This window comes from Micromonospora sp. Utrum1 (genome assembly GCF_057197805.1).
Genome location: NZ_CM170071.1, coordinates 2,003,076 through 2,029,352, shown reverse-complemented (window position 1 = coordinate 2,029,352; position 26,277 = coordinate 2,003,076). Strand labels below are relative to the sequence as shown.

Here is a 26,277-nt window from a genome sequence, read left to right as displayed (position 1 = left end):
GGGGCGGGGCTGGTCAGCCGGTGGGCGGGACCAGCCCCGCCTCGTACGCGAGGATCGCCGCCTGCACCCGGTTGCGCACGTCCAGCCGGGTGAAGATGCTGGTCAGGTAGCTCTTCACGGTGCCCTCGACGAGGTGCAGCCGGCGGGCGATCTCGGCGTTGGACAGCCCCGCCCCGACCAGGGCGAGCACCTCCCGCTCCCGGTCGGTCAGCCCGGCCAGCCGGTCCCGGGCGTACGGGCCGCGGGCCAGCCCGCCGCCGCTGAGCTCGATGACCCGGCGCGCCACCCGCGGCGACAGGTACGCCCCGCCGTCGGCCACCGCCCGCAGGCCCGCCAGCAGTTCCCGGGGGTCGCCGGACTTGAGCAGGAACCCGCTCGCCCCGTGACCGAGCGCCCGGGCGATCAGGTCGTCGTCGCCGAACGTGGTGAGCATGACCGTGGCCGTCTCCGGCACCAGCCGCCGGATCTCCGCCGCCGCGCTCAGCCCGTCCTGCCGGGGCATCCGGATGTCCAGCAGCGCCACCCGGGGCCGGTGGGCCCGGACCAGCTCCACGGCCGCGTGCCCGTCGCCCGCCTCGCCGACCACCTCGATCCCCGGGTCGGCGGCCAGGATGGCCCGTACCCCGGCGCGGACCATCGCCTCGTCGTCGGCGAGCACCACCCGCAGGGGCCGCCCGTGCTCGTCGGTCACCACGCGATCTTCTCCTTGCTGACCAGCCGGCCGTTGACGAAGCAGAGCCGCCAGGTCGGCTCGGCGAACGGGAAGTTCCCGTCGGTGTAGTACTCGCAGCCCGCCGGGGCGGCCGTGGTCGGCGGGTCGGCCTGCCGGCGGGGCAGCCCGAGGGCGTCCCGCGGCTCGCCCAGCCGCAGCCGCTCGTAGCCGGACCGGTCGAGGACCGCGCCCGCCGTGGCGAGCGGGTAGTAGACCAGCGCGAGCACCAGGGCGAGGCCGGCCGGGGCGCCGAACGCCACCAGCAGGCTGCGCCGGGCCCGCCGCCGGGCCTCCCGCAGCCGCCGTTCCGCGTCGCCGGGGCGGTCGACCGGCGCTCGGCCCGGCCCGCCGTCATCCCGGAGGCCGTCATCCGGCTCGCCGGCTGATCCGGCGCGGCCGCCGGATCGGCCCGCCCCCACGCCGCCGAATCGACCGACGTCGGGGCCGGCCGCGGTCGGCACGGCGAGGCCGTCGGGCCGGCCGACGTCGACGGCCGCCGGGACGAGCGCCGGGGCGGCGGTCAGCGGCAGGCGCGCGGTCACCGCGAAGCCCCCGTCCCGGGGACCGGTGTCCAGGACGCCCCCGGCGAGACGGACCCGCTCCCGCAGGGCGAGCAGGCCGGAGCCGTGCGACGCCGGCCCGGGCAGCGGTCCGGCCGGAGCCGGCCCGTTGACCACCGACACCGCCACCTCCGCGTCACGCCGGTCGACGGTGACGGTCACCGGGGCGCCGGGGGCGTACCGGGCGGCGTTGGTCAGCGCCTCGCGGACCACCCGGTGCACGGCGTGCGCGACGAGCGGCGGCAGGTCCGCGCCGTCCGGGTCGGCGCGCAGCTCGACCGCCAGCCCGGCGTCGCGGGCGCCGTCGACCAGCTCCGCCACCGTCTCGCCGGCCGGCCGCAGCGAGCCGGCCCGCTCCTCGCGGAGCACGCCGATGACGTCGTGCAGCCGCTCCGTGGCGGCGGCCACGCTGGCCCGCAGCTCGCCGGCCGCCGCCCGGTGGGCGGGTGGCAGGTCGGCCGCCAGTTCCAGGGCGGCGGCACGCAGCGCGATGAGGCTCAGGTCGTGCCCCAGCGAGTCGTGCATGTCCTGGGCGATCCGGGCCCGCTCGCGCAGCCGTACCCGTTCCACCGCGGCCCGCCGCTCCCGCTCCTCGGCCGCGGCGTGCCGCGCCCCGGCCTCGGCGAGCGCCCGCTGCTGCCGGCGCAGCCGGCCGAGCAGCCACGGGAACACCCCGGCGAAGAGCAGCACCGAGGCGAGCAGGAACCAGGTGGCCGGGTTGGTGCCGAGCAGCCCGAGGTTGAGCGCGGTGCCGGCGACCGCGATGGCGCCGAAGACCGCGGCCACCCGGCCGGCGCCGGCGCTGCGCCGCCCGGCCAGGTAGCTGAACACCGGGATGGCGAAGACGAAGTTGCCGTCGACCAGCGAGCCGACCACCACCGCCAGCAGCGCCGCGAGGGGCCACCGGCGGCCGAACGCCACCGCGAGACCGAGCAGCGCCAGCGAGGCGACCAGCAGCGGCACGGCGTGGCCGGGCCAGGGCGGGGTGAGCCCGGCGTACGTCACCGGGGCGGCGATCACGGCCCAGAGCAGCAGGTCACCGGCCCGGCGCCGGCCAAGCGGCGGGGTTCGCGCTTCCACGGCGGCCACGCTACCGACGGCCGGCCGGGTGGGGACACCGACGAAAGTCAGGTGCTCAGCCGCTCTCCTCGGCCCAGGCGCGCCAGTCGTCGAGGACGCCGTAGAGGGCCGGGGTGAGCCAGCCCGGGGCGGACCGGCGGAACACCCCCGGGTCCATCCCACCGGCGCCCATCGGCACCGCGCCCAGCAGGTTCGGCACCAGGTCGGACAGGTTGAGCCAGTGCACCAGCTCCGGCTCGGCTGGCCAGGCGCCGATCACCACGCCGGCCGGGATGGCCCGCCGTTCCAGGGCCTCCAGGGTCAGCGCGGTGTGGTTGAGCGTGCCCAGCCCGGCGCGGGCCACCACCACGGCGGGGGCGCCCAGCGACACCGCCAGGTCGGCCACCGTCCAGGGCTCGCCCGACGGGCGCAGCCCCATGGGTACGAGCAGCCCGCCGGCCCCCTCGACGAGCACCAGGTCGTGCTTGTCGGTCTCCTCGCGGACGGCGTCGACCGCGGTGTAGAGCTCCAGCGGCTCCAGCTCGGCGACCCGGGCCGCGGCGAGCGGGGCGAGCGGGTCCGGGTAGCTGGCCAGGGTCCGGCCGGTGAGCGGGGCGGCCAGCCGGGTCACCGAGTCGATGTCGCCGGGGTCGCCGGTGGCCGTACCGGTCTGGCCGGGCTTGACGACCGCGACCCGCAGCCCGGCGGCCTGGGCGGCGGCGGCGATCGCCGCGGTCACCACGGTCTTGCCCACCTCGGTGTCCGTGCCGGTCACCAGCACCGGCCCGGTCCAGCCGTTGCCGTTCGTCATGGTGCACACTCCACGATCACGTCCAGAGCCCGCTCGAAGTCCGCCCGCGCCACCCCGGCGCTGATGGTCAGCCGGAGCCGGGAGCGGCTGTCCGGGGTGGACGGCGGCCGGAAGCAACCCACCGCCACGCCCCGGTCCCGGCAGTCGGCCGCCCAGGCGGTCGCCGCCTCCGGACCGGGGGCGGTCACCGAGACCACCGCCGCGTCGGGGGCGGAGACCTCCAGGCCCGCCCCGCCCAGTCGGGCCACCGTGCGGGCGGCCCGCTCGGCCAGCTCGGCCCGCAGACCGTCGCCGGCCCGGGCCAGCCGGACGGCGGCGCGTACCCCGGCCACCACCGCGGGCGGCGGCGCGGTGTCGAAGATGAAGGTGCGGCCGGTCTCCACCAGGTGCCGGACGAACTCCGCCGGCCCGGCCACCACCCCGCCGGCCCCGCCGAGCGCCTTGGACAGGGTCGCGGTCACCACCACGTCGGGCTCGCCGGCCAGCCCCGCCGCGGCCACCCCGCCGGCCCCGGCCGGGCCGGTGACGCCGAGCGCGTGCGCGTCGTCGACCAGCAGCAACGCGCCGTGCCGGCGGGCCACCGCGTGCAGCGCGGCCAGCGGGGCGAGGTCGCCGTCGACGGAGAAGACCGACTCGGTCACCACCACCGCGGGGCGGTCCGGGGCGGCGGCCAGCGCGGCGGCCACCGCGGCCACGTCGGCGTGCGGGGTGACGATCGTCTCGGCGCCGGAGATCCGGCAGCCGTCGATCAGCGAGGCGTGGTTGTGGGCGTCGGAGACGAGCAGCGTACGCGGCTGCACCAGGCCCCGGACCGCGGCGAGGTTGGCCAGGTAACCGGAGGAGAAGACCAGCGCCCGGTCGGCGCCGAGCCAGTCGGCCAGGTCGTCCTCGAGGGCGTGGTGCAGGTCGGTGGAGCCGCGCACCAGCCGCGATCCGGTCGCGCCCAGCCCGTACGCCGACAGGGCCCGCCCGGCGGCGGCGGTGACCTCCGGGTGGGTGGCCAGGCCCAGGTAGTCGTTGCCGGCCAGGTCGACCACGGCGTCGCCGGCGTCGCGCGGGTGCAGCGTGCGGGTGAGCCCCGCCTTGGCCCGCAGCTCGGCGCGGCGGTCCAGGGCCGCCAGCCAGTCCGCCACCGTCACGTCCCTTTCCCCGACCCGTCGCCCCTGCCGGGCGCTTCCGCGGGGCGAAGTTACCATCCGGCCGGACGACCCCGGCGTGGCGCCGTCCGGCTCGCCGGGCCTGCTCGCGGGGCCCCGACGCGGCCGTTTCCCGGCCTCCGAGGGGCCTTGTAGGGTACGAGCCATGCCAGAGATCCTCGACCAGGCCCGCACCCAGGTGCTGGAGAACGGCGTCGGCCTCGACGAGGCCGGCGTCCTCGCCGTGCTGAACCTGCCCGACGAGCACCTGCCCGCCGCCCTCCAGCTCGCCCACGAGGTGCGGATGCGCTGGTGCGGCCCGGAGGTCGAGGTCGAGGGCATCGTCTCGCTGAAGACCGGCGGCTGCCCGGAGGACTGCCACTTCTGCTCCCAGTCCGGCCTGTTCACCTCGCCGGTCCGCTCGGTCTGGCTGGACATCCCGGCGCTGGTCGAGGCGGCGAAGCAGACCGCGGCGACCGGGGCGACCGAGTTCTGCATCGTGGCCGCCGTGCGCGGCCCGGACGCCCGGCTCATGAAGCAGATGCGCGAGGGCGTGGCCGCCATCAAGGCGGAGGTCGACATCCAGGTCGCCGCCTCGCTCGGCATGCTCACCCAGGAGCAGGTCGACGAGCTGGTCGAGATGGGCGTGCACCGCTACAACCACAACCTGGAGACCTGCCGCTCCTACTTCCCGAACGTGGTCACCACGCACTCCTTCGAGGAGCGCTGGGAGACCTTGAAGATGGTCCGCGAGTCCGGCATGGAGGTCTGCTGCGGCGGCATCCTCGGCCTGGGCGAGACGGTGGAGCAGCGCGCCGAGTTCGCCGCGCAGCTCGCCGAACTGGACCCGCACGAGGTGCCGCTGAACTTTCTCAACCCCCGCCCGGGCACCCCGCTGGCCGACCGCCCGGTGGTCCAGGGCAAGGATGCGCTGCGGGCCATCGCCGCGTTCCGGCTGGCCATGCCGCGCACCATCCTCCGGTACGCGGGCGGCCGGGAGCTCACCCTCGGCGACCTGGGCACCCGGGACGGCCTGCTCGGCGGGATCAACGCGGTCATCGTGGGCAACTACCTGACCACGCTGGGCCGGCCGGCGACCGCCGACCTGAAGCTGCTGGACGACCTGAAGATGCCGGTGAAGGCGCTCTCCGCCACCCTGTGAGGACGACGTGACCGAGCTTGTCGAGCCCGCGACGCCCGCCGGCGCCGCGCTGCCGCGCTGGTGCGACCGCTGCGGCGAGTCCGTGGCGGCGGGCCCGCACCAGGCGTGCGCGGCGGCCCGGGCGCTGGAGCCGCCACGCTGGTGTGCGCACTGCCGGCGGCGGATGAAGGTGCAGGTCGTGCCGACCGGCTGGTCGGCGGTCTGCGTCGAGCACGGCGAGATCCGGGGCTGACATGCTGCGGGGGCGGGCGGTGACGTTGCGGCCGGCGACCGACGCCGACGTGCCGGCGCTCGCGGCGATCCGGGCCACCCCTGAGGTACGCCGCTGGTGGCGCGGCGACGACGACCTCGACGAGGCGGTCCGCGCCGACCTGGCCGACGACGACCTGACCGTCTACGTGATCGAGCACGACGGAAAGCTGGTCGGCGCGATCCAGTGGTACGCCGAGACCGACCCCGACTACCGCCACGCCAGCCTGGACATCTTCCTCGACCCGGAGGCCCGGGGCGCCGGCCTCGGCGGGGACGCCATCCGCACCCTGGCGCGGCACCTGGCGGACGAGTACGGCCACCACCGCTTCACCATCGACCCGGCGGCGGCGAACACCGCGGCCATCCGGGCGTACGCGAAGGTCGGGTTCCGGCCGGTCGGCATCATGCGCCGCTACGAGCGGGGCGCGGACGGCCGCTGGCACGACGCCCTGCTCATGGACCTGCTCGCCGAGGACATGCGCGACTGAGCCGGCCGCGATCGCCCCCGCTCAGCGGGTCGGGATCCAGTAACGCCGGAGACGGCCCAGCTCGGTGTCCCGCACGTCTTCCAGCACGCCGCCGTGCCGCTCGATGGTCCGCGCCGACGCGGTGTTGTCGACGTCGCAGGTGACCAGGACGGGGTCGATGCCCCGGCGGGCCGCCTCAGCGAGCGCCTCGCCGAGCGCGAAGGTCGCCAGCCCGCGCCGGCGGGCCGCGGGCCGCACCCCGTAGCCGATGTGGCCGCCGGCCTGCATCAGGAAGTCGTTGAGGCGCAGCCGCAGGGTGACGGCGCCCAGCACCACGTCGCCCTCGACGATCCACCAGTAGAGCGCCGGGACCAGCCCGGCCGGCAGACGCGACTCGTCCGCGGCGTCGTTGAGCTGGCGTACCCAGGTCGCGAAGCCTTCCGGCGAGTCGACGTCGTCGCTCGGCTTCAGGCCGCTGCCGTCCTGGTGGACGCCCCGCCCCCAGTCGTCCCGGGCGGCCAGCCAGGACCGGTGCAGGCGGGCGGTCGGGGTGATCAGCTCCGGCATGCGGGCAGGCTAGCGGCGTGATCCGTGGCTCGGCCACCGAGTTCGGGGCGGTCAGCCGTCCCAGAGCAGGTGGCCGTCGGGGAGGCGGCGGGCGCCCTCGGCGGGGCGGTGCGGGGTGAGCCGGCCGTCGGGCATGAGATGCGCCACCGGCACCCCGCGACCGAGCACCGCCACGTCGGCGATCAGCCGCCGGTGGCAGCGCCACCAGACGCTCTCGCTGCACATCACCGCGGTCGTCCGGCGGTCGGCGTCGGCGAGCAGGTCGTCCAGCGCCGCGTCGAAGTCCGGCGTGCGGGTGTACGCGGCGTACGCCCGGAAGGCGGCCACGGTCCACCAGGTGTCCGGCTCCGGTTCCCCGGCGCGGACGTGCCGGCGGCCGCCCAGGCGAGGCTCCCAGCGGTAGTCGATTCCCCGCTCGGGCAGCCAGCGTTCGAGCGCTTCACGCCGGACGTCCGGGTTGGTCCGGCTCGCCGGATAGCGGCGCACGTCCACGACGAGCGCCACCCCGGCACCGGCCAGCAGGTCCCCCAACTGCTCCCGATCCGCGGCCCCGTGCCCCACCGTCACCAACACGCTCCCCAGGTTCCCCCGAATCTTGACGACTTACCGTTCGTGGCGAACGCCAACTTTCCAAGATTCACTCCTCGCCTCGCCAACCCGCGGCGTGGAGGGCGCGGCGGAGGGTCGTGGCGACCTGCGAGCCACAGCTGCTGGTCACGGGTCAGCCGGCCGTTGCGGGTGAGCAGAACTCCGCGACACAGCGACCGCCACCGCACCAGTCCGCGCACTGTGCCCTCGCTCAGCAGCCGGGTCGCCTGCGCCGTGGTCACCACCCCGGCCTGCTCGAACGCCGCCCACTCCAGCGCCCCCGCCTCAGCCGTCGAAAGACCCTCACCCACCCGACTGTCCTCCCACCCCGCGTCGCTCACCGCCCTGTCCACAGGCCACAAACGAATCTTGGAGAGTTGCCGTTCCACACGAACGACAACTCTCCAAGATCACTAACGCGACCGCTACGAGGCGGTGCAGGGGGAGCCGTTGAGGGTGAAGGTGGTGGGTTTCGGGTTGGTGCCGGTGTGGGTGCCGTTGAAGCCGAAGCTGGTCGACGCGCCCGCCGCCAAGGCGCCGTTGTAGGCGACGTTCGTCGCGGTCACCGCGGCGCCGGTCTGGGTCAGGTTCGCCGACCAGCCCTGGCCCACCTTCTGCCCGCTGCTCGGGAAGGTGAAGGCGAGGGTCCAGCCGTTGATCGCGCTGGTCCCGGTGTTGGTGATGGTGATGTTCGCGGTGAACCCGGTGTCCCAGGTGCTGGCCGTCCAGGTCACCGCGCAGCCGCCGGCGGCCGGCGAGTCCGCGGTGGTGACGGTGAGGGGCGGCGAGGCCGCCGAGACGTTGCCGGCCGCGTCCACCGCGACCACGGTGAAGGTGTACGCGGTGGCGGCGGTCAGCCCGGTGACCGCCAGCGTGGTCCCGGTGGTCGATCCGACGAGGATGTTCCCGGACCGGTAGACCCGGTAGCCGGTGACGCCCACGTTGTCGGTGGCCGGGTCCCAGGTGAGGGTGAGCCCGGTCGGGCCGACCGCCGAGGCGGTGGGCGTGCCCGGGGCGGTGGGCGGGGTGGTGTCCGGCGCGGGGGCAGCCGGGGTGGTCACGGTCAGGGCCGGTGAGGCCGCCGACCGGTTGCCGGCGCCGTCGCGGGCGCGCGCCGTGAACTGGTACGTCCGCTCGGGCAGCAGTCCGGTCACCGCGAGGGTGTTGGTCGTGGCGTTGGTCAGCACGAGCGCGTCGCTGCCGGCCTGGGCGCGGGTGACCTCGTAGCCGGCCAGGCCGCTCCCGCCGGTGTCGGTGGAGGCGGGCCAGGTCAGGGTGAGGCCGGTGGCCGTAACGGCCGAGGCGACCGGGGTGCCGGGCACGGTGGGCGCGGTGGTGTCCGGGGTGGCGGGCCCGGGCTCCTCGCCCCAGACCCGCGTCCCGCCGGCGTAGAGCGGCACCTTCCGGTTGGGACCGGCGGTGGCCTGGTAGGAGGGGTCGTTGGTGGGGTCCCAGGTGCCGCCCTCCGGCACGCCGACCTTGAACTGCACCTCCATCCGGTGCTGCGACTGCCCGGCGGGCGCGATGGTCCAGCCGGTGCAGTCGACCTCGACGTACCAGATGTCGCCGGAGAGCTGCTTGGCCGTGGTGGGTGACGGGCAGCCCTGGGTGTAGCCGGGAGTGACCTGCACCGGGCCGGTGCCGTCGGGGCGGAAGTAGTAGCGGAACTTCGCGGTGGTCAGCGCCCGGGCCGGGAAGGCGGACTTGTTGTAGATGATCGCCTTGAGTCCGGTGGCCCGGGTTTCGGCCTGCATCACCGTGGTCTCGACGGTCAGCTCGTCCAGGTCGGGCGTCTCCGCGGTGGGGAAGCCGGCGAGTGGGCTGCCGCCGTACTCGGAGGCCAGCCGGGCCAGGGCGGAGGTGAAGCCGGCGTTGTAGTCGGTGGCGACCTCGTTCATGACGTAGTCCGAACGGCTGTCGGTGTAGGCGTCGTTGGCCGAGGACGGACCGCCGACCAGCGCGCCGTAGAGCACGTGCCGGGTCTCGGTGGGCACGGTCTGGCTGTCCCACCAGGAGCCGTGCGCGGTGCGGTGGTGCGGGTTGCGCGGTGAGTTCGTCCCGAAGCCGATCACGTAGCTGGAGTTGCGCGGGTTGTCGCCGAGCGCGTAGTTGATCTGCCGGACGGCGAAGTCGTGGTAGCGCGCCTTGCGGGTGGCGTCACTCGTCCGGTCGCTGTAGACGAGTGCGGCGAAGGCGGTGTTGGCGGCGTAGCGCAGGGCGCCCCAGGAGTCGAGCACGGCCATGCCGCCGGGCGAGTAGGGCACCCGCTGTCCGTTGACCCCGACGGTCCAGTAGTCGAGCCAGCGGTTGGCGTCGTCGACGTACTTCTGCTTGCCGGTCATGTTGGCCAGCAGCACATACGTGCCGAACTGCTTGTTGTCCCAGGCGATCGTCCACTTGTAGGAGCGGGTGGTGGACTGCGGCTCGGTGCCGAGCTTGTCGTACTCGCTCTCCGCCTTCGTGAGATAGGCGGCGTCGCCGGTGGCGCGGTAGAGCCAGACCGCGCCCCAGACCAGCTCGTCCTGGTAGCCGCTCCAGGACCGGTAGAAGCTGGTCGCGTCGGTGATGCACTCGTGGTAGCTCTTCCGGACCGTGTCGGCGAAGGTGTAGAGCTGCTTCGCGTGGCCGAGCAGCTTGTCGGCGTAGGCGGCGTCGGTCGGGCGGAAGACGATCGACGAGGCGGCCATCGCGGCCGCCGTCTCCCCCGCCAGGTCCGCGCCGCCACAGCTCGCATCGATCTTGTACGCGGGCCGCGCCATCGGCAGCACCTCGGCCGGTCCCCACCACTTGTGGTCGTCGTCGCCCTTGCCGACCTGTCCGTAGAGGACGTTCGGCGCGGGGTGCGCCTTGACGAACCAGTCGTTGACCCAGCGCAGGTTGTTCAGCAGGTGCGGGAGCTGGCCGGAGGCGACGTAGCCCTCCCGGTACTCGACCGCGCCCCAGGCCAGCATCGTGGCGCTGAACGCCATCGGGAAGCCGAACTTCACGTGGTCGCCGGCGTCGTACCAGCCGCCGGTGAGGTCGAGGCCGACGTCCGCGCCGTCGGTGAGCGCCGAGTCGCCCCGCCAGGAGACCCGGTTCCAGGCGGGTTTCTTCCCGGACTGCTGCGCCTCGTAGAAGAACAGCGACTTCTGCAACGCCTCCGCGTAATTGAAGGCGGGCGCGGCCAGGGCGCTCCCGGTCCGCGCGCCGGTGGTGGCAGAGACCGCGCCGTAGTTGAACGCGGGCGCGGCGGCGGCCGGCGTGGACGTTATGACGGCGACGGCCGTGGTCAGGCCGGCTGCCAGCGCGGTGCCGGCGGCGAGCAGCCGGCGGAGCCGGGACCGGCCACGAGGTGGCGGGGTCGGACGGGGCATGGCGAGCTCCTGTGGGTGGCGCCGGGCGGCAGCCGGACCGGAGGGGGACGGCGTCGGGAGGTCCGGGCTGCCGACGGCTGTGGTGGTGGGGTGGACCGCGGGGGCGCGGGAGCGCTCCCATGGATAGTCGACAATGTAATCTCGACGTCACCGGTTTGGGAAGACGGGCCGTCGGCGGGCCCGGAACGTGCGCAGCGCCGTAGCCCTCTTCCGCGTTACGCCGACACGCGCAGGAAGTGGCATCGACTTCGATCTTCGCGCGGCACATCGTCGCAGCTCAGGCCGTTCGTCCGATGTCGCCGGACGGGTGCCGACATGGCATGATGTGCCGTCCCCTCTCCCGATCTCGGAGGATTCCTCATGCCACAGCGTCGGCACGTGGCGCGCGCGGCCCTCACCGCAGCCGCCGCCACGGCCATCCTCGGGCTGGCCACCCCGGCCTGGGCCACCGGCAACCCGCACAACCCGCCGGGCGACAACGGCACCGTCAAGATCGACGGAGCGCCCTTCTCGGACAAGGTCGACAACCAGCCGCACGTCACCTGCGACTTCGAGCTGGAGTTCTTCAACTTCGACCAGGACCAGAAGGCGAACATCACGCTCTGGGCGCAGCCGCCGTCAGCCACCCCGAAAGACAAGATCGTCTGGTCGAAGAGCAACGTGCTGATCAGCGACGACCCGGCCTCCGGCGCGGAGAACGACCACGACGAGGTCATCAAGCTCTCCGCGAACGACCTCGACCTCACCGGGCTGACGCTCAATGAGCAGCAGGGCTACCACATCAAGCTCGACGTGGACCTGACCGACGGCAAGGCGTTCGACGACAAGCACAAGGTCTTCTGGCTGAAGCCTTGCGAGTCGTCCCCGACCACGCCGCCGACCACGTCCACCCCGGGTGAGGAGACGCCGACCCCGACGCCGGGCGGCTCGGAGAACCCGTCCGAGAACCCGTCGGGCACCCCGGCGCCGGGCACCTCGGTCAGCGGCGGCGCGGGCGGTGGCAGCGGCACCGAGGGCGGCCTGCCGCTCACCGGCGTGGCCGTCACCAGCATCTCGCTCACCGGCCTCGCCCTGATCGGCGGCGGTGTCCTCCTGATGGCGCTGCGTCGCCGCCGGGACAAGATCACCTTCACCAGCTGAGCCGGACACCGGCCCGGAACCGGCCGTCGGACCTTCGTCCGGCGGCCGGTTCCGCCGTTCCGGGCCGCCATGGCGACCCGGGTTCGATATGATCTTGAAGTGAATGCTCTCGACCCCGCCCGCACCGCCGTCGTCCTGATCGATCTCCAGCGCCGCATCGTGGACCTGCCGACCGCCCCGCACACCGGCCCCGAGGTGGTCGAGCGCTGCCTCGCCCTCGCCGACGCGGCCCGCGCCACCGGCGCCACCGTGGTGGTGGTCCGCGTCGACCGGCCCGGCCCCGATCCGCAGCCGGCGGGGAGCGAACTGCTGCCCGAGGTGGCGCCCCGCGAGGGCGACCTGGCGGTGGTCAAGCACAGCTGGGGCGCCTTCCACGAGACCGGGCTCGACGCCGCACTGCGGGCCCGCGGGGTCGACACCCTGGTAATCGGCGGACTGGCCACCAACTTCGGCGTCGAGCAGACCGCCCGGATCGGCGAGGAGATCGGCTACCGGGTGGTGCTGCCGCACGACGCGATGTCGGGTCTGGACGCGTACGCCCACGAGTTCGCGGTCGACTACGTCTTCCGGCGGCTCGGCACCGTCTGCACCACGGCGGAGGCGATCGCCGCGCTGCGCGGTTGAACCGGCCGAGGGACCGATCCGTACTGACGGGTAACCCGGTCGACGCCGCCCGGAGCTGGATCACATAATCGACTGACTTCTATAGATTGCCCGCGTACCCCCAGGTCAAGCCGGCACCGATCGGACCGCGACGTGTCGCGGCGGCGGGACGGCCGTCCTGGCATACGAGCGTACGGTTGCCCGCGCGCTCGGCCGCGCGGGACAGTACGCGACACCAGCGGTGCCATCGACGCCGCCGCTCCCCCGGACAACCCTGAGGAGATCGCGATGGCTCTCAGACTCGCCGACGGCACCTCCTGGTCCGACACCCTGGCCCGCGCGGTGGCCGCCGCGCCGGAGGCCTTCGGCACCGCGCCCGACGGCGTCGCCACCCTGCACAACCTCGTCGAGGGCGGGTGGCGGGCGGTCGGCACGCCGAGCCCGGTACGCACCCCGGTCGACAACACGGTGCTGGTCAACCTGGCCCGCCTCGACGCCGAGGCGGCACGCGGCGCGGTCGCGCACGCCGCCGCCGCGCACCGGGAGTGGGCGCAGACCCCGCTCGCCGAGCGCAAGGCCCGGGTCGACGACGCCCTGGACGCCCTCACCGCCCACCGCGACCTGCTCGCCATGCTGCTGGTCTGGGAGATCGGCAAGCCGTGGCGGCTGGCCTGCGCCGACGTCGACCGCGCGCTGGACGGCGTCCGCTGGTACGTGCAGGAGATCGACCGGATGCTCGCCGACGGCCGCGAGCCGCTGCCGGGCCCGGTCAGCAACATCGCTTCCTGGAACTACCCCATGAGCGTCCTGGTCCACGCCGAGCTGGTGCAGCTGCTGGCCGGCAACGCGGTGATCGCCAAGACCCCGTCCCAGGGCGGGGCGGTCTGCCTCACCGTGGCCCACGCGCTGATGCGCCGCGCCGGGCTGCCCGCCACCCTGCTCTCCGGCGGCGGCGAGGAGCTCTCCGAGGTCCTGGTCCGCGCTCCGGAGATCGGCGCCGTGGCGTTCGTCGGCGGCCGCTCCAATGGCGGCAAGGTGGCCGCCGCGCTGCTCGACTCCGACAAGCGGCACTTCATCGAGCAGGAGGGCCTCAACGCCTGGGGCATCTGGAACTTCTCCCAGTGGGACCTGCTCGCCACGCACCTGAAGAAGGGCTTCGAGTACGGCAAGCAGCGCTGCACCGCGTACCCGCGGTTCGTGGTGCAGCGCGACCTGGTCGACGAGTTCCTCGACGTCTACCTGCCGGTGGTCCGCTCCGTCCGGTTCGGACACCCGCTCGCCGTGGGGGACGACTGGTCGGCCGGCGACCCGCTGCCCGAGCTGGACTTCGGCCCGCTGATCAGCCCGGCCAAGGCCGAGGAGCTGCGCCGCAAGGTCGACGAGGCGGTCCGCGGCGGCGCGGTGCCGCTGCACCGGGGCAAGCTCGACGGCGCGCCCTTTCTCGACGGGCAGGACACCTCCGCGTACGTGGCGCCGGCGGTGCTGCTCGCCCCGCCCGGCCGGTCCCGGCTCATGCACGCCGAGCCGTTCGGCCCGGTGGACACCATCGTCGTGGTGGACACCACCGACGAGCTGCTGGCCCAGATGAACGCCTCCAACGGCGCGCTGGTCGCCTCCCTCGCCTGCGACGACGAGGAGCTGGCCGGCAAGCTCGCGGTCGACCTCCAGGCGTTCAAGGTGGGCATCAACAAGCCCCGCTCCCGCGGCGACCGGGAGGAGCCGTTCGGCGGCCGGGGCGCGTCCTGGAAGGGCGCCTTCGTCGGCGGCGACCTGCTGGTGCAGGCGGTCACCGTGGGCGGCGACGGCCGGCTCTACGGCAACTTCCCGGACTACAGCAGCTACCCAGCCACCTGACCGTCGGCCGGTCCGGACACGACAGGGCCCCCGCACCAGGGGCCCTGTCGTGCGGCCGTGGGGTCAGTACGACCATCGTGCCCGCGCGGTCGCGTCGGCCGGCCGGGGCGCCCCGGACCGGCGGGGAGCCAGCGGCACGGTCACGGTGAGCAGCGTGCCGTCCCGCTCCACCGACGTCGGCCGGTTCAGCCCCTGTACGGTGCGCAGCATCGGGGTGTTCCCGGCCTGGACGTGCAGCAGCACGGCGGCAAGGCCCGCCGCGTCGGCGTGCCCGAGCAGGCGCCGCAGCAGGGCCGAGCCGAGGCCCCGGCGCTGCCAGTCGTCCCGCACCAGCAGCGCTGCCTCCGCCTCGTCCCCCTCGCCGAGCAGGTTGGCCATCGCCACGACCTCCGCCGCCCCACCGGAGCCGGCCGTCGCGACCAGGGTCAGGCCCCGGACCGGTTCGAGCAGCCGGCGCAGCCGGGCGGCCGGCGGGTGCCCCGTCCCGCTCAGGTAGCGCCGCTGCCGGCTCCGGTCCGAGCACCCCGCGTGCAGCTCCAGCACGCCCGGCAGGTCGTCGGCGGTGGCGGGCCGCACCAGCACCTCGGCCGCGTCGGGCAGCACCAGGGTGACCCGGTCGGCGTCCCGGCGGGCCGCCGTCGCGGCCAACTCGACCAGGGCCTGGGCCCGGGCGTACTCGGCCGGGGTGAAGCTCGGCTCCCGGCGGCGCAGCTCGTACGAGCCGCCGGCCGGGTCGGCCAGCAGCATCGTGGTCTCGTCCACCCCGCCCAGCGGGACGGCCGGCGCCGGCCGCCAGGTCACCGCGTCCGCGCCGAGCAGGACGCGCAGGGTCTCGCCGGCCGCGTCCGGGTCCCGGACCAGCCGGCCGGCCAGGCCGAGCACCCGGGTCGGCTGGTCGGCCAGGCCGCGCGCCTCGCTGCGCGCGACCCAGCAGTCCCGGCCCCGGCCCCGCTCGACGGCCGCCCGCAGGTCGGCCTCGGTGAGCTGGTCGGGCGCGTCGACCAGGAAGTCGTCGACGGCCCCCACCTCGGTGGTGTGCACCTGCACGGTGAGGATGTTGACCCCGCGCAACGCGAGGCTCGCCGTGAGCACCGACAGGTAGCCCGGCCGGTCGTCCACGGTGGCACGGATCCGCCACAGCGCCATGGTTCGCTCCCTTCCTCACCGTCGACCCTGCCCGCCGCCTGTTGCGCCCCCGTTGCCCACCGGTGAAACGGCGGGAGCGGTCAGGTGATGGTGGTCACGGGCGGGGCGCCGACCAGGTCCAGCCGGTCGCCGAGGATCACCGCGCCGGCCCGGACCAGCTGGGCGAGCCGGTCCACCTCGGTGGCGTGGAAGGCGGCCGCGGCGAGCGGCTCGGTGTGCTCCCGTGCCACCACCAGCACCAGGCCGGCCCGGCCGAAGGGCGCGACGGCGTAGTGGTGCCCGTCCGGGGTGGTCATGGCGCGGGCCCGCAGCGGGGTCACCTCCGGCAGCCGGGGCGGGACCGGGGCGCGCCAGCTCGCGTACCCGACCGTCGCCGCACCGGCGCCGCCGCCGCGCGCCGCCCAGTCCAGCGGGACCACCGCGGCCACCGCCCAGTCCGCGGCGAGCAGCCCGGGCACCGCGTCGACGAGGGTGGCCACCCCGTCGGTCGGGTTCGCCGCCACCTGGGCGAGCAGCTCGGCGTCCTGCCCCGTGGTGGTCGGCGCGCCGATCGCCCGCCACACCCCGTCCACCCGTACGCCGGGGATCGCGGCCAGGCCGGCGAGCAGGCGCTCCACCCGCGCCGCGCCCGGCCAGACCACGGTGAAGTCGTCGACCGCCCGGCCACCGAGCCGCTCCAGGACCACCACCTGGACGATGTCGGCGCCGGAGACGCCGAGCGTCCGGGCCACCTGGCCGAGCGTGCCCGGTCGGTCCGGCAGGGTCACCCGAACTCTCAGCAGCATGTCTGGTCCCTCCGCTCGGCGGGCCGGCCGTGGCGGCCGGCAGGCTGGGCCCCAGCCTGCCGGTTGACCATTTCGCCCCCGTTGCAGCGGCATGTCCCGCCGGGAACATCCGACCTTGACAACAAAGCTGAGCTGCCATCAACTAACCGGATGACCGATCCGGCCGTCGACGCACCGCAGCTCCCGGCCGGCTCGGCCCCGCGCGGGCTCGACCTCGACCGGCTGGCCGGGTATCTGGCCGCGCACCGGCCGGAGCTGGCCGGGCCGCTCTCGGCCGGCCTGATCGCCGGGGGCAAGTCCAACCTGACCTACCTGCTGCGCGCCGGCGATCGCGAGGTGGTGCTGCGCCGGCCGCCGCTCGGGCACGTGCTGGCCACCGCCCACGACATGGCCCGGGAGTACCGGGTGATCTCGGCGCTCGCCCCCACCTCGGTGCCGGTCCCCGAGGCGCTGCTGCTCTGCCCTGACGCCGAAGTGATCGGCGCGCCGTTCTACCTGATGGAGAAGGTCGACGGCGAGGTCTACCGGCGGCGGGAGCAGACCGACGCGCTCACCGCCGGCCAGCGGCGCGACCTGGCCATGGCGATGATGGACACTCTCGCCGGGCTGCACATGGTCGAGCCGGGCGCGGTCGGGCTGGCCGACTTCGGCCGCCCCGACGGCTACCTGGCCCGGCAGGTCCGCCGCTGGGCCGGGCAGCTCGACCGCTCCCGTAGCCGCCCGCTGCCCGGCATCGACGAGCTGCGGGACGTGCTCGCCGGCAGCGTGCCGGAGGGCGCGAACGCCGGGCGGATCGTGCACGGCGACTACCGGTTGGACAACCTGCTGGCCACGGTCGAGCCGGTGGCGGTGCGGGCGGTGCTCGACTGGGAGATGGCCACCCTCGGCGATCCCCTCGCAGACCTGGGCCTGCTGCTGACCTACTGGGACGTGCTCGGCGACAGCGACAGCGCCGACGGCAACCCGGTCGCCGACGGCATCGGCCCGCGGGCCGGCTTCCCCACCGGCGCCGAACTGATCGACCGGTACGCCGGCCGCAGCGACGTCGACGTCGGGCCGCTGCACTGGCACGTGGCGCTCGGCTGTTTCAAGCTCGCGGTGATCTGCGAGGGCATCCACTACCGGCACACCCTCGGGCAGACGCTCGGCGAGGGCTTCGACCGGATCGGCGAGATGGTGGCACCGCTGGTCGAGCACGGCCTGCGCGCGGTGAGGGGACACTGATGGAGTTCGCGTACGACGCCAAGACGGTCGAGCTGTGCGAGCGGGTCGAGGCGTTCCTCACCGAGTGCGTCTACCCGGCCGAGCCGGTGCACCACGAGCAGGTGCTCGCGGCCGGCGACCCGTGGGCCCGCCCGCCCGTGCTGGAGGAGCTGAAGGCCGAGGCCCGCGCCCGCGGCCTGTGGAACCTCTTCCTGCCCGACCCGCGCTACGGCACCGGGCTGACCAACCTCCAGTACGCCCCGCTGGCCGAGCTGACCGGGCGCAGCCCGCACCTGGCACCGGAGGCGCTGAACTGCGCCGCCCCCGACACCGGCAACATGGAGCTGCTGGCCGAGTTCGGCTCCGACGCGCAACGGGACCGCTGGCTCACGCCGCTGCTGGCGGGGGAGATCCGCTCCGCGTTCTGCATGACCGAACCGGAGGTGGCCTCCTCCGACGCCACCAACATCGCCACCCGGATCGTCCGGGACGGCGACGAGTACGTGGTCGACGGCCGCAAGTGGTGGTCGTCCGGGGCGATGGACCCGCGCTGCGAGATCTTCATCGTGATGGGCAAGACCGATCCGGGCGCCGACCGGCACCGCCAGCAGAGCATGATCCTGGTCCCCCGGGACACCCCGGGCGTGACGGTGCGCCGCGGCATGACCGTCTTCGGCTACCGCGACGCGCCGCACGGCGGGCACGCCGAGATCGACTTCACCGGCGTGCGGGTACCGGCGGCGAACCTGGTCGGCGCCGAGGGCGCTGGCTTCGCCATCGCCCAGGCCCGGCTCGGCCCGGGCCGGATCCACCACTGCATGCGGCTGATCGGCATGGCGGAGCGGGCCCTGGAACTGCTCTGCAGGCGGGCCCTGGACCGGGTCGCGTTCGGCCGCCCGCTGGCCGAGCAGGGCGTGATCCGCGAGTGGATCGCCGAGTCCCGGGTGCGCATCGAGCAGGCCCGGCTGCTGGTGCTCAAGACCGCCTGGCTGATGGACACCGTGGGCAACAAGGGCGCGCACACCGAGATCCAGGCCATCAAGATCGCCACGCCGGCGATGGCCGAGTGGGTGATCGACAAGGCCATCCAGGGGTACGGCGCGGCCGGCGTCAGCCAGGACACCCCGCTGGCGGCCCTCTGGGCGCAGGCCCGCACGTTGCGCCTGGCCGACGGCCCGGACGAGGTGCACCGGTCGTCGCTGGCCAAGCGCGAACTGCGCCGCTGGTCCTGACCCCGCCCGGGGGTCAGGCGGAGGCGCGGTGGATGAGCTTGGTGTCCAGCAGCACGTGCGGGCTGGGCAGCTCCTCGCCGCGGATCCGCGAGACCAGCAGTCGGGCCATCTGCCGGCCCATCTCCTCCACCGGCTGGAAGACCGTGGTCAGTGGCGGCTCGGCCTGCCGGGCGATCGGGGCGTCGTCGAAGCCGACCACCGCCACGTCCTCCGGCACGCGGCGGCCGGCCTCGCGCAACGCGCGGAGGGCGCCGAAGGCCATCAGGTCGGAGGCGACGAAGACCGCGTCCAGGTCCGGGCAGACCTCCAGCAGCCGGCCCATGCAGGCGGTGCCGCTGCCCTCGCTGAAGTCGCCGTACGCGATCAGGTCCGGGTTGAGGTCGCCGCCCGCGGCCCGGACCGCCTCCTTGTAGCCGGACAACCGGGCGAGGCCGGCACCCATGTCCTGGGTTCCGGCGATGGTGGCGACGCGCCGCCGGCCGCGGGCGAAGAGGTGCTCCACCGCCTGCCGGGCGCCGCCGACGTTGTCGACGTCGACGAACCAGGCCGGCTGGGCGTTCGGGTGCAGCATCCGAGCCGGCCGGCCACCGAGCACGGTGGGCAGGCCACGCTCCTCCAGCAGGGTGGGCAGCGGGTCCGCGTCGTGCAGCGAGAGCAGCAGCACGCCGTCGACGTGCTGGTTGGTCAGGTGGTGCTCGACCCGTTCCCGCTCGATCTGCGTCTGCGCCATGGCCAGCCAGAGCTGCATCGGGGTCTCCAGCAGCGCCGAGCTGACGCCCCGGACGATGCCGGCGAAGAACGGCTCGGTGAAGACCCGCTCCCCCGACTCGGAGACCACCAGTGCCACCGAGTCGGTCCGCTGGGTGACCAGCGCCCGGGCCGCGCGGTTCGGCACGTACCCCAGCTCGGCGATGGCCGCCTGGACGGCCGCCCGGGCCTCCGGGCTGACCTGCGGCGAGCCGTTGACCACCCGGGAGACCGTGCCGCGGCCCACGCCGGCGCGGGCCGCGACCGCGTCGAGGGTCGGGCGCCCGAGCGACCGCGTGCGCTGCGTTGTCATCGTCTGTGCTCCTCCGACATCGGGCGGGCCCGGCACCTGTTGAGGCGTCGGCGCCGGGCCGCCCGTTACTGGCTGGCCCAGCCTATTGTGCGGCCAGGCCGTTGCGTCGGATCACATCGGCGTACCACGTGGCGCTGGACTTCGGGATCCGGGCCTGGCTGTCGTAGTCGACATACACCATGCCGAAACGCTTCGTGTAGCCCCACGCCCACTCGAAGTTGTCCATCAGCGACCAGGCGAAATAGCCCTTGAGCGGCACGCCGGCGCTGATCGCGGCGTGCGCGGCGCGCAGGTGCGCGTCGAAGTAGGCCAGCCGGTCCTGGTCGTCGACCCGGCCGTCGACCACCGCGTCCACGAACGCGGAGCCGTTCTCGGTCACGTAGAGCGGCAGGTCCGTGTAGTCCCGGTGGACCCGCTCCAGCGTCTCCACCAGGCCCGGGGCGTCGATCTCCCAGCCCATGTCGGTCACCGGGACGCCCCGGGTGACGAACCGCACGTCCTCGCTGCCCGGCCAGCACGAAGGCGCCCGCCAGTACTCTTCCGCCGGGGCGCTCTCCACCGGCGCGGCCACCACGTACCGGCTGTAGTAGTTGACCCCCACCATGTCCAGCGGGGTCGAGATGACCGCCAGGTCACCGTCCCGGACGTGCCCGAAGTCGGTGAGCTTGCGCAGGTCGGCGGTCAGGTCCGCCGGGTACGTCCCGCGCAGCACCGGGTCGAGGAAGAACCGGTTGGCCAGCGCGTCGATGCGGCGGGCGGCGTCGGCGTCCGCCGGCGAGTCGGTGGCCGGGGTGACCGGGTAGAGGTTGACCGTGATGCCGAGTTGCGCCTCCGGGCGGGACGCCCGCAGCGCCTGCACGGCCAGTCCGTGCCCGAGCATGAGGTGGTGCCCGGCCCGGACCGCGTCCGCCCCGTCCGAGCGGCCCGGCGCGTGCACGCCGGAGCCGTAGCCGAGGAAGGCCGAGCACCACGGCTCGTTGAAGGTGGTGAAGTACTTCACCCGGTCGCCGAGGGCGTCGGCGACCAGCTGGGCGTAGTCGGCGAACCGGGCGGCCGTGTCCCGGGCCGGCCAGCCGCCCGCGTCCTCCAGCGACTGGGGCAGGTCCCAGTGGTAGAGGGTCAGCCAGGGCTCGATGCCGTGACCCAGCAGCTCGTCCACGAGGCGCCGGTAGAAGTCCATCCCCTCCTCGTTGACCGCCCCGGCGCCGCCGGGCTGCACCCGCGGCCAGGAGACGGAGAAGCGGTAGGACCGCAGCCCCAGGTCGGCCATCAGCGGCACGTCGTCGGGCATCCGGTGGTAGTGGTCGCAGGCCACGTCACCGGTGTGCCCGGCCACCGTCCGCCCCTCGGTGTGGCTGAAGGTGTCCCAGATCGACGGGGTGCGGCCGCCCTCGGTCGCCGCGCCCTCGATCTGGTAGGCGGCGGTCGCCGCGCCCCAGAGGAAGCCGGGCGGGAAGGTCAGGGCCGCGCCCTGGTCGAGGACGCCGACGGCGGGCGGGCTGGCTGGGTTGCTCACGACTTGACGGCGCCTTCCATGATTCCGCCGATGATCTGGCGGCCGAAGATGATGAACACGATCAACAGTGGCAGGGTCGCCAGCGCGGTGCCAGCGAAGAGTGCCACGTAATCCGTCTGGTACAGCCCGGACGAGAGGATCTTCAGGGAGTACTGCACCGTCGGGGTGTCCGGGGTGAGCACGATGAACGGCCAGAGGAACTCGTTCCAGGTCTGCATGAAGGTCAGCAGGCCGAGCACCGCCGCGGCCGGCCGCAGCGCGGGCAGCACGACGTTCCAGTAGATCCGCCAGGTGGAGCAGCCGTCGAGCCGGGCTGCCTCGATCAGCTCGTCGCTGATCGCGGACATCGCGTACTGGCGCATCATGAACACGCCGAAGCCCTGCACCAGGAACGGCACGATGACCGCCTGCAGGGTGCCCGTCCAGCCGAGTTCCACCATCATCAGGTAGAGCGGGATGACACCGAGTTGGGTCGGCACCATCATGGTCATGATGATGATCAGCAGCAGCGCGTTGCTGCCCCGGAACTTGAGCTTGGCGAAGGCGAAGCCGGCCAGGCTGGAGAAGAAGATCACCGAGATGGTGACGACGGTCGACACGACGGCCGAGTTGACCAGACCGTAGACGAACGCGGCGTCCTCGTTGGCGAGCATCCGGTCGACGTTGGTGAACAGCTGGTCGCCGGGGATCGGCGGCATCTCGTAGACCGCACTGTTGTCCCGCGAGGCGATGATGAACGACCAGATGATCGGGAAGATCGACAGTACGCCGCCGAGGATCAGCGCGAGGTAGGTCAGCGGACTGGCCTGCCAGAGCTGGGCGCCGGGCACCCGACCGCGGCGGCGGGACGGCACCGGAGGCGGGGTGACCGAGCGGGGCAGGGTCTGCGTGGTGGTCACTTCTTGTCCCCCTTCACCGACCGGCGCACCAACACGAAGTTGATCAGCGCGAAGATGATGATCATCATGAACAGCAACCAGGACATCGCGGCGCCGTACCCGTACTCGGAGTTCCCGGTGAAGGTCTTCTCGTAGATGTACATGGCCAGGGTCTGGAACTGGTGGTCGACGCCGCCGCGGACCAGCCCGTTGCCGTACATCAGGGGCTCGGTGAAGATCTGGAAACCACCGATGGTGGAGATGATGACCGTGAACAGGATGGTCGGCCGGATCAGCGGAACGGTGATCGTCCAGAACTGCCGCCAGGTCGAGGCGCCGTCCAGCGACGCCGACTCGTACAGGTCCTTCGGGATGGCCTGCATGGCACCGAGGTAGATCAGCGCGTTGTAGCCGGTCCACCGCCAGTCGACCATGAAGGCGATGGCGAACCAGGAGGCGAAGCGGTTGTCCCGCCAGGCGATGGGGTCGAATCCCACCGTGCCGAGCAACCAGTTGATGAGGCCGTACCGGTCCGCGAAGATCAGCGCGAAGATGATGCCGACCGCGGCCACCGACGTGATGTTGGGGATGACCACACCCATCCGCAGCAGCGTGCGGGCCTTCATCTGCCGGTTCAGCAGGTTGGCGAGCATCAGCGCCACGATGAGCTGCGGCACCGTGCTGAGCAGGAAGATGCCGAGGGTGTTGTAGGCCGCGTTCCAGAACTGGGCGTCCTGCATCAGCAGGCGGTAGTTCTCCAGTCCGGCGAACTCCTTGGTCCCGCTCAACAGCTCGTAGTCGAAGAGCGAGACGTAGACCGTGTAGAGGACCGGGAAGAGGCCGAAGACCCCGAAGAGGACGAAGAACGGGGTCACATACAGGTACGGGGAGTACTTGAGGTCCCAGCGGCCGAGCCGGTACGACCGGCGCCGGTGCAGCGGGGCGGGCGGGGGCGGCGAGGCGGCGCGCGACGGTGGCGCCGCGCCGACAGTAGAACTCATTGCAGGTCCTTCCGGGGAGGTGGGACGGCGGCGACCTCGCCGCAGCGCCCACACCCTCGGGCGGGTGTGGGCGCCGCCGCCGAGCCCACGGGCAGCGGATCCCCGTGGGCTCGGCCGGTCACCGGCGACTCAGCTGGTCGCCTTCTTGGCCTCGTCCACCGCCTTCTTCCAGGCGGCATCCGAACTGAGCCGGCCACGCTCGGCCGCCTGCATCTGCGGCTCGAAGATGGTCTCCCAGACCTGCTGGTGCTTGGCGCCGAGGAAGACGGGCTTCATGTTCTTGACGCTCTCACCGAAGATCTTGCCGGTGGGCGCACCGCTGAAGTACTCGCTCGTCTTGTCCTTGAACGCCGGGTCGTCGAGGCCGGCGATGTCGGACGGCATCGCGCCCGCCTCCTTGAACGCCGCCAGGTGGCCCTCCTTGCTGGTCAGGTACTTGGCCAGCTCGTACGCCTCCTTCGGGTGCTTGGTCTGCGCCGGGACGGCCAGGTAGGAACCACCCCAGTTGCCGCCGCCGCCGGGGATGTTGGCGATGTCCCACTTGCCGGAGTTCGCCGGGCCGGACTTCGGGGCGATGACGCCCTCGGTCATCCAGGCCGGGCAGGGGAGCGTGGCGAACGCGGAGTTCTTGAAAGCCCCGTCCCAGTCGGCGCTCCACCGCTGCGTCTTGGCGGTCAGCCCGTCCTTGGCCATCGACAGGCCCATGTCCCAGGTCTGCTTGATCACCGGGTTGGTGTCGCCGATGAACTTGTTGTCCTTGTCGAAGAAGAAGGTCTCCGAGTTCTGCATGACGTACGGCTGCATCAGGCTGGTCGCGCTGTCCAGCCAGGCGGCCTTGACCTTGCCGCTGGCCTTGAACTCCTTGCCCAGCGCGATGTAGTCCTGCCAGGTGGTCATCCGCTTCGAGACCTCGTCCCGGTCGGTGGGCAGACCGGCCTGCTGGAACAGGTCCTTGCGGTAGCACATGGCCAGGCCACCGACGTCGGTGCCGAGCCCGATCAGCTTCTTGCCGTCGGGCGTCAGGGCGTTGTTCCACTTCCACTCGGGGAAGTTGGCCTTAACCTCACCGGCGCCCAGGTCGAGCAGGTTGGCGAACTTGTCGGGGTTCTGGACGTACCCGAGCAGGACGCCCTCCTCCAGTCCGACCACGTCGCCGGCACCGCTGCCGGCGGCGAGCCACTGCACCAGCTTCGGCTGGAAGTCGCGCAGCTCGCCCATCTTCTGGTGCTCGACCTTGATGTTCGGGTGCGCCGCCTCGAAGTCCTTGATGGCCTGGTCGTAGCCGAAGTTCTGGAAGGTCTGCAGGACCAGCTTGACCTGGCCGCCCTCGCCGGTCGACCCCTCGTCGTTCTTCTTGCTGCACGCTGCGCTGCCGAGAGCAACGCCCGCGGCGAGCACGACGGCCGCAACTGTGCGGAGCCGGCGCCTCATGACGCTCATCCCTGACCCCTCTCAGGTGGGTAATCCGTGTGGTGGTTTCTGACCCGCGCCGGCCCGTCGGCCGGCAGGTCACGTGGTGAGGCTTTGGTTCTGGGGCGCCGCCGCGACGAGCGATGTGGCTTGAGACACACGTCATCCGGGAGCGCTCCCATGAGATTGCCGCCAGGTGTCAGGGGTGTCAATAGACCGTTGGGAGCGTTCCCAGATCGTTACCGCGTCGATCCCCGGAGCCCTCCGGGGAGCGCGGTCAGCAGAAGCGGCGCAGCAGAGTGGTGGCCCGGTCGGCGGCGAAGGAGTCCGGCTCGAAGCCCGGGCCGGCCCACTCCCGCATCATCCGGTGCTCGGCGTGCCCGGGGTCGGCCAGCGCGGCCAGCAGTACGGCGTACCCGGCGGGGCCGCCGACGTCCTCCGGCGGGCAGGCACGCTCCCCCTCGACGCAGACCGGGTAGCGCTCGTCCGGGTCGGCCGCGCAGACGTCCTCGACGACCAGGTCGTGCTCCCACCAGTCGCCGAAGTCGTAGGTGTAGCGGAACCGGTCGCCCTTGCCCACCACCGCGTCCAGCCGGACGTCCAACTCGTCCCGCAGCGCCAGCTCGCCGTCCGGATCGGGTACGCCGTACTGGCGTCCGTCGATGTCGAACGAGTGCAGGTGGCAGTCCCGCCAGCCCATCGCGTGCTGGACCACCCGATGCAGCCGGTCCAGGGTGTAGCCGCCGGGGACCAGCACCCGCCGCCACACCGGCGGCCGGACCCCGGCGAGGGAGACCTTCAGCTGGAAGATCTGACGCGACATGCTGTCCCATCCTTCCTCGGCATAGGCTGCCTACATGATCTGCCGAGCGTGCCGGGAGCGGCGGCACGACGACTGTCCAGGCCGGAAGTGGTGCGACTGCCAGCACCGTACCCCCGAACCCACCCCTCCGGTCACCGGTCCGGCCGGCGAATGAGCGTCGGAACCCCGATCGAACGGATCTGGCCGGCGCCCGTCACCGGGCCGCTGACCGACCCGGAACTCGCCGCGCTCTACGGCCGCGCCCCGCACCCCCACCTGCGGGTGAACTTCGTGGCGAGCGCCGACGGCGCGGTCACCCTGGACGGCTACTCCGCCGGGCTCTCCGGGGAGCCGGACAAACGGGTCTTCGGCCTGCTGCGGATGCTCTGCGACGGCCTGGTGGTGGCCGCCGGCACGCTGCGCCACGAGGGCTACCGGGCGGTCCGGCTCGGCGACGCGCGCCGGGCCTGGCGCCGCGAGCGGGGCCTGGCCGAATATCCGACCCTGGTGGTGGTCTCCGGCTCGCTGGACCTCGACCCGGCCCAGGCGTGCTTCGCCGACGCGCCGGTCCGGCCGCTGGTGCTCACCGGCGCGACCGCCGAACCGCCGCCGGGGCTCACCGAGGTGGCCGATCTCGTCCGCTGCGGCGCGGAGCGGGTCGACCTGGCCGCCGGCCTGGCCGAGCTGCGCCGGCGGGGGCTGGGCCAACTGCTCTGCGAGGGCGGGCCGCACCTCTTCGGCGCGCTCACCGCCGCCGACCTGGTGGACGAGCTGTGCCTGACCGTCGCGCCGCTGCTCGCCGGGGCCGGCCCGGGCCGGATCACGGCCGGGGACGGCAGCGCGCCCCGGCACCTGCCGCTGCGCCACGTGCTGGCCGCCGCCGACGGGGTGCTGATGTTGCGTTACGCCCGCGACCCGGGTGGCGCGCCGCCCGCCGGCGCCGCTCCCGCCGCCTGACCGCCGGCGCCCGTCACACG

At 73.5% G+C, this 26,277-nt stretch carries 24 protein-coding genes; 9 read left to right on the top strand and 15 right to left on the bottom strand.

What is annotated here, in order from left to right:
* Positions 1-13 precede the first annotated feature (13 nt).
* The 4 genes from AC0OLQ_RS09890 to AC0OLQ_RS09875 are packed head-to-tail and all read right to left on the bottom strand — an operon-like array spanning position 14 to position 4,275.
* Complete coding sequence (locus AC0OLQ_RS09890; protein WP_484531068.1) at positions 14-691, bottom strand: response regulator; 678 nt, start codon at positions 689-691, stop codon at positions 14-16.
* Positions 688-2,352, bottom strand: a complete 1,665-nt coding sequence (locus AC0OLQ_RS09885; protein ID WP_484531067.1) for a histidine kinase — start codon at positions 2,350-2,352, stop codon at positions 688-690. The genes AC0OLQ_RS09890 and AC0OLQ_RS09885 overlap by 4 nt, the downstream gene beginning before the upstream one ends.
* A 55-nt stretch (positions 2,353-2,407) precedes the next feature.
* Entirely contained in the window at positions 2,408-3,142 is a 735-nt protein-coding gene (gene bioD / locus AC0OLQ_RS09880; protein ID WP_484531066.1) for a dethiobiotin synthase, read from the bottom strand.
* Positions 3,139-4,275 carry an 8-amino-7-oxononanoate synthase gene (locus tag AC0OLQ_RS09875; RefSeq protein ID WP_484532312.1) on the bottom strand — a complete coding sequence of 379 codons (1,137 nt, stop codon included), beginning with the start codon at positions 4,273-4,275 and terminating at the stop codon, positions 3,139-3,141. The genes bioD and AC0OLQ_RS09875 overlap by 4 nt, the downstream gene beginning before the upstream one ends.
* A 169-nt stretch (positions 4,276-4,444) precedes the next feature.
* Here AC0OLQ_RS09875 and bioB point away from each other — a divergent pair, with 169 nt between their 5' ends.
* The 3 genes from bioB to AC0OLQ_RS09860 are packed head-to-tail and all read left to right on the top strand — an operon-like array spanning position 4,445 to position 6,180.
* Positions 4,445-5,440, top strand: coding sequence for a biotin synthase BioB (gene bioB / locus AC0OLQ_RS09870; RefSeq protein ID WP_484531065.1), 996 nt, complete (start codon positions 4,445-4,447; stop codon positions 5,438-5,440).
* Between the two features lie 7 nt (positions 5,441-5,447).
* Complete coding sequence (bsaP, locus tag AC0OLQ_RS09865) at positions 5,448-5,672, top strand: biotin synthase auxiliary protein BsaP (RefSeq protein WP_484531064.1); 225 nt, start codon at positions 5,448-5,450, stop codon at positions 5,670-5,672.
* Between the two features lies 1 nt (position 5,673).
* On the top strand, positions 5,674-6,180 hold the full coding sequence (locus tag AC0OLQ_RS09860; RefSeq protein WP_357344890.1) for a GNAT family N-acetyltransferase: 507 nt from the start codon (positions 5,674-5,676) through the stop codon (positions 6,178-6,180).
* A gap of 21 nt (positions 6,181-6,201) precedes the next feature.
* Here AC0OLQ_RS09860 and AC0OLQ_RS09855 read toward each other — a convergent pair whose 3' ends face one another.
* The 3 genes from AC0OLQ_RS09855 to AC0OLQ_RS09845 form a co-directional block, all read right to left on the bottom strand.
* Entirely contained in the window at positions 6,202-6,726 is a 525-nt protein-coding gene (locus AC0OLQ_RS09855) for a GNAT family N-acetyltransferase (protein WP_484531063.1), read from the bottom strand.
* Positions 6,727-6,777: 51 nt separating this feature from the next.
* Positions 6,778-7,293: a DUF488 domain-containing protein gene (locus AC0OLQ_RS09850; RefSeq protein WP_484531062.1), complete on the bottom strand. Its 516-nt coding sequence runs from the start codon at positions 7,291-7,293 to the stop codon at positions 6,778-6,780.
* A 446-nt stretch (positions 7,294-7,739) separates the two neighbouring features.
* Complete coding sequence (locus AC0OLQ_RS09845) at positions 7,740-10,670, bottom strand: glycoside hydrolase family 9 protein (RefSeq protein WP_484531061.1); 2,931 nt, start codon at positions 10,668-10,670, stop codon at positions 7,740-7,742.
* Between the two features lie 360 nt (positions 10,671-11,030).
* Here AC0OLQ_RS09845 and AC0OLQ_RS09840 point away from each other — a divergent pair, with 360 nt between their 5' ends.
* From AC0OLQ_RS09840 to AC0OLQ_RS09830, 3 genes are all read left to right on the top strand, one after another.
* The gene (locus AC0OLQ_RS09840) at positions 11,031-11,810 is read left to right on the top strand and encodes an LPXTG cell wall anchor domain-containing protein (RefSeq protein ID WP_484531060.1); all 780 of its coding nucleotides are present in this window, start codon (positions 11,031-11,033) and stop codon (positions 11,808-11,810) included.
* Between the two features lie 99 nt (positions 11,811-11,909).
* The gene (locus AC0OLQ_RS09835; protein WP_484531059.1) at positions 11,910-12,434 is read left to right on the top strand and encodes an isochorismatase family protein; all 525 of its coding nucleotides are present in this window, start codon (positions 11,910-11,912) and stop codon (positions 12,432-12,434) included.
* 267 nt (positions 12,435-12,701) lie between these two features.
* The gene (locus AC0OLQ_RS09830) at positions 12,702-14,267 is read left to right on the top strand and encodes an aldehyde dehydrogenase family protein (RefSeq protein ID WP_484531058.1); all 1,566 of its coding nucleotides are present in this window, start codon (positions 12,702-12,704) and stop codon (positions 14,265-14,267) included.
* Between the two features lie 63 nt (positions 14,268-14,330).
* On the opposite strand, the gene AC0OLQ_RS09825 is transcribed toward AC0OLQ_RS09830, so the two are convergent.
* Positions 14,331-15,413, bottom strand: a complete 1,083-nt coding sequence (locus AC0OLQ_RS09825) for a GNAT family N-acetyltransferase (protein ID WP_484531057.1) — start codon at positions 15,411-15,413, stop codon at positions 14,331-14,333.
* 80 nt (positions 15,414-15,493) lie between these two features.
* A complete protein-coding gene (locus AC0OLQ_RS09820; RefSeq protein WP_484531056.1) occupies positions 15,494-16,198 on the bottom strand; it encodes an ACT domain-containing protein in 705 nt (234 codons plus the stop codon).
* A 150-nt stretch (positions 16,199-16,348) separates the two neighbouring features.
* Here AC0OLQ_RS09820 and AC0OLQ_RS09815 point away from each other — a divergent pair, with 150 nt between their 5' ends.
* Both AC0OLQ_RS09815 and AC0OLQ_RS09810 read left to right on the top strand, forming a co-directional pair.
* Positions 16,349-17,422 (top strand): phosphotransferase family protein, encoded by a 1,074-nt coding sequence (locus tag AC0OLQ_RS09815; RefSeq protein WP_484531055.1) that lies wholly within the window; start codon positions 16,349-16,351, stop codon positions 17,420-17,422.
* Entirely contained in the window at positions 17,422-18,633 is a 1,212-nt protein-coding gene (locus AC0OLQ_RS09810) for an acyl-CoA dehydrogenase family protein (protein ID WP_484531054.1), read from the top strand. Before AC0OLQ_RS09815 ends, AC0OLQ_RS09810 begins: the two co-directional genes overlap by 1 nt.
* Positions 18,634-18,646: 13 nt before the next feature.
* Here the strand turns inward: AC0OLQ_RS09810 and AC0OLQ_RS09805 are convergent, their stop codons facing one another.
* The 6 genes from AC0OLQ_RS09805 to AC0OLQ_RS09780 form a co-directional block, all read right to left on the bottom strand.
* Positions 18,647-19,693 (bottom strand): LacI family DNA-binding transcriptional regulator, encoded by a 1,047-nt coding sequence (locus AC0OLQ_RS09805; RefSeq protein WP_484531053.1) that lies wholly within the window; start codon positions 19,691-19,693, stop codon positions 18,647-18,649.
* Between the two features lie 82 nt (positions 19,694-19,775).
* Positions 19,776-21,209, bottom strand: coding sequence for a GH1 family beta-glucosidase (locus AC0OLQ_RS09800; protein ID WP_484531052.1), 1,434 nt, complete (start codon positions 21,207-21,209; stop codon positions 19,776-19,778).
* Positions 21,206-22,063 (bottom strand): carbohydrate ABC transporter permease, encoded by an 858-nt coding sequence (locus tag AC0OLQ_RS09795; protein WP_484532311.1) that lies wholly within the window; start codon positions 22,061-22,063, stop codon positions 21,206-21,208. Before AC0OLQ_RS09795 ends, AC0OLQ_RS09800 begins: the two co-directional genes overlap by 4 nt.
* A gap of 41 nt (positions 22,064-22,104) precedes the next feature.
* On the bottom strand, positions 22,105-23,088 hold the full coding sequence (locus tag AC0OLQ_RS09790; RefSeq protein WP_484531051.1) for a carbohydrate ABC transporter permease: 984 nt from the start codon (positions 23,086-23,088) through the stop codon (positions 22,105-22,107).
* A 129-nt stretch (positions 23,089-23,217) separates the two neighbouring features.
* Complete coding sequence (locus AC0OLQ_RS09785; protein ID WP_357344920.1) at positions 23,218-24,528, bottom strand: extracellular solute-binding protein; 1,311 nt, start codon at positions 24,526-24,528, stop codon at positions 23,218-23,220.
* A gap of 247 nt (positions 24,529-24,775) precedes the next feature.
* Positions 24,776-25,321, bottom strand: coding sequence for a plasmid pRiA4b ORF-3 family protein (locus tag AC0OLQ_RS09780; RefSeq protein WP_357344922.1), 546 nt, complete (start codon positions 25,319-25,321; stop codon positions 24,776-24,778).
* A gap of 150 nt (positions 25,322-25,471) precedes the next feature.
* Here AC0OLQ_RS09780 and AC0OLQ_RS09775 point away from each other — a divergent pair, with 150 nt between their 5' ends.
* A complete protein-coding gene (locus AC0OLQ_RS09775) occupies positions 25,472-26,257 on the top strand; it encodes a pyrimidine reductase family protein (protein ID WP_484531050.1) in 786 nt (261 codons plus the stop codon).
* Positions 26,258-26,277: the final 20 nt, after the last annotated feature.